Source organism: Pseudomonas meliae (genome assembly GCF_001400515.1).
Lineage (GTDB): Bacteria > Pseudomonadota > Gammaproteobacteria > Pseudomonadales > Pseudomonadaceae > Aquipseudomonas > Aquipseudomonas amygdali.
On sequence record NZ_LJQT01000489.1, the window covers coordinates 1 to 3,239 of the forward strand.

2 protein-coding genes and 1 pseudogene are annotated in these 3,239 nt (G+C 55.4%); 2 read left to right on the forward strand and 1 reads right to left on the reverse strand.

The features are described 5' to 3' along the window. The first annotated feature begins 647 nt into the window (after positions 1-647). Positions 648-2,732: a type III effector gene (locus ALO64_RS22665; RefSeq protein WP_235378754.1), complete on the forward strand. Its 2,085-nt coding sequence runs from the start codon at positions 648-650 to the stop codon at positions 2,730-2,732. On the opposite strand, the pseudogene ALO64_RS24875 reads toward ALO64_RS22665, so the two are convergent. Then, positions 2,708-2,905: pseudogene (locus tag ALO64_RS24875) on the reverse strand (transposase); the annotation flags it as partial. The gene ALO64_RS22665 and the pseudogene ALO64_RS24875 sit on opposite strands and share 25 nt — an antisense overlap. On the opposite strand from ALO64_RS24875, the gene ALO64_RS26940 reads away from it, so the two are divergent. Then, the gene (locus tag ALO64_RS26940; RefSeq protein ID WP_369812050.1) at positions 2,816-3,124 is read left to right on the forward strand and encodes an addiction module antidote protein; all 309 of its coding nucleotides are present in this window, start codon (positions 2,816-2,818) and stop codon (positions 3,122-3,124) included. The pseudogene ALO64_RS24875 and the gene ALO64_RS26940 overlap by 90 nt on opposite strands. Positions 3,125-3,239 lie beyond the last annotated feature (115 nt).

The following is a 3,239-nucleotide window of genomic DNA, read 5'->3' on the forward strand; positions in this document are numbered from 1 at the left end:
AATGGGGAAGCCCTTGTAGTACGATTTTTTCCGAATTCTCTAGGCTCCCCAAGAAGGCAATCGATAACCGAGGCATACGGATCGTCTCTGTGGATCCGCCCACCAGCCATCAAGGCATGACGGCTTAGTCGGGTGATGAGTTCACCGACCGCATGTCCCATTCGTTGCGTAAGATGTTCACCCTTCTAGCATTTGTGATCAGGGTTCCTGTGTGCCCTCCCCGGGAAATCAATTGGACTGAATCATCTCACTGTCGCTCGAATTCGATCCAAACCAGAATGGGATAGTCATACATTGTCTTTGGCCTGAAGCGGCTCAGTACACGACACGTTATGAACCCCGTGACAGGGGTAGGAATCTCGTTCATAAAATGTCCCTCAGCGCTTTGGCTGTGCAGCGGCCCAGCAATCCTGCCAAGTCTATTATCAGACTCTGTTTCGAAGCTGTCTTTGGAACCCTCCTGTGATTTCGAACACTCATTGGCGGGGCGTCGGCTCTTGCCGGCTGGTCAAATAAACAACAATGTCGAGGCAGCGATGAAGCCCGTTCAATCAGTTAGTGCAACACAACACTACAATCCTCTAACCAATCTTGGGCAAGAAGCGTCATGCTCTCATGAAATAAGTGGCATCACGCAAACAGAGGGAATGCAGGCCACCGCTGCAACGACGCAGACCGCAGAGCAACTTACCACGGCGCGCGTTAGAGACATCACGGCGGCGGCCAAGGTCATACCGGACGGGACGACTGTGATGTCGCGCAAGCCGGAAGACCTCAGCCAATTGCAGACTGCCTATCTGGCCGCCAAAAATGCGCCCACGCACCCTGACCTCTACCTTAAGCTCTGCGAAACTTTTCGGGTACACGACGAGCGCCACGCCAGCGAAGGCCATGAGAACATCTGCGCGAAGACCATGACTGCTCGGATAGACGACGATGCGATCCGTGTAATGGCATATGCCTCTAGGGGCATGCATGGCGGTGATGTGAACAATTTCCTAAAGTTCAGCTTCAACTCTGGCCTGCCAAACCCTATCAGCAGCGCGTTACCCAGTATGCTTACGTTCGGTGCGTCAAGCTTCATCGGCGCCGTCCACGGACCGTGGTCTGGTTTCGGCAGCGCGCTTGCGTTCGCGGCCGCCAAGCCGTTCATGGCCGGCGGCATTCAGCCTGCCATTGTTTCGTTGTGCGACAACATCCGCGGACGTAATGCGCCAACCGTGCTGGCCAAAGGCGAAGTCAATGACGAGATCTGGTTGGATGCCGCAGCCCAGACTCTGGAGGGCCTGAACGAGGACACGCGTCGTGCTCTGACTTCTTTCGATGATGCTGTGCAGGCCGCGATTACGTCGGTGGGGATAAGGGATCCAAAGTTTCTCGAAACGGACGAAGGACTTGAATTGTTTTTCGATCATTTGAGCGATACCCACTTCAATTGTCTGCGCGAGGCCCTAGAGGGCGTCAATAATGCGCTGCAGAACACCGCTCCGCAGACTCGGGAATCACTTAGAGCCTTGGAAGAGGCAAGCCGCCCGAACATGCTTGAGCAACGCGAGACTACGCTGAAAGCCGAGTTTTCAAACCTTCGCCAGAAGGAAGGAAATGATTGGCAGCGCATCCCGCGCAGTCTCCGCGCGTCGGGCGGTACGTTGACCTCCGGACTGTCAGGTCTGAAGAGAGACGAGATACCGACACGCATGAATCCTGCTCTTGACCGGAAAAGCCATTTTGAGGGGCTCAACGCGCTCGCAAGTCCGGCTGTCGGTACCTCCTATGCGGCAGCGATCTCGCTATTACAGTCGCCTATGGCTGGCCTGGACGAGCGGAACAAGCAGAAATTCAATGTCAAGGCAGCTATCGTGTTCTACGACGCCTTCACGCCCGAAGGTAAGCAGCGCTATTTGGCCGGTGAGGAAATGGACCCGGACCGCGACGTCGACCAAGCGAAGCTGCGCGGGGTCTTCACTTCGGTGTCGGAGTACATGGTCAAGTCGACCCAAGAGAACCTGAAACAGCGACAAAAAGTGCTTGGCGTCGAAATCAGCGAGGCGGGGCATGCGCTCAATGCCTTGCCTGAAAACACTTCGAGCATCACTCCTCCCGAGATCCGCGCAAAAGTCGAACGCTATAAGGCGCTGTCGGCCGACATGTCTGCGGTGACTCAAGCCATCCGCGAAGGGAATCCGAACTTCTTGACCGATTTGCCGGACGGAGAAGTAAAGAAGGCTTTCGACGACTGCGTAAATAGCGGCGGCATGCACGTATTGGAAAACATGACCAAGGTGAAGTACGCAAAGCAGGGCGAACTCAAGGCCCAGTGGATGCAGAAGGTCTCCACGGACGTATCCATGTTCGGCCTGGCCGGCCAGTTCACACCCTCGATCGTCAATAAACTCGCTGCAGCGATCTGCGGCGGCGCAGGTCATATCCCCAATGCGGTTGTCGGATTTCTCGGTGCCTACAGCCTTGCGGCCTCATTCATCGGTGCTCAGACGCAGTTTGCGGCAATCAACGCAAAGAATAACTTCCGCGAAGGTAACCCTAAGCCAACGAGCCTGCAGACATTCATGCGCGGCAACCTTGCGCCGGTTATGCAGGCGAGTGCCAATCGCCATAGTCAGCATGCGTTGCAGGGTGCGGAGCAAGCGATCAGCACTGCTCGACAGGCTTTAAACAGCAGTCTCGGCCAGAATTTGCGCCGTCGCCCTAGTGCCCGCACGCAGCAGGAATAAGTGTCATCTTGCTGACGCTGCTCTTGGGGCTTGCTGTAGACCTTGATCCAGGCGTAAAGGCTGTGCACGGACATGCCCAGGCGCTGGGCGACATCGGCCACAGGTTTGCCTTTTTCGGTCACTTGCTTGACCGCTTCGATCTTGAATTCTTCGGGGTAACGCTGACGACTCATGGCACCTCCTATTTGGGCCTCATTATGAGGCTTGGAGGTGTCTACGAAACCAGGGGCGATTCAGTTGTCGCAAGGGCCAAATGGATGACCGAGCTTGCGCGTGAGACAGGTCTGTCTCGAGAGCAGCTTTACCGGTCGTTCAGTAGCAAGGGCAATCCAACCTTAAAAACCATGTTGACGGTAATGAGAGCCTTGGACATGACAGCTCGAATGCACTGATCCCCAAACCCCATTTTTGGGGTCAGGGGTGCAATGGAACAGAAAGTGCAATTAAATACCGTGAGCGCAGGGGAGTCCTGCGGCTCCTTAAGTCAGTTGGCTGTTCCATTGCTCC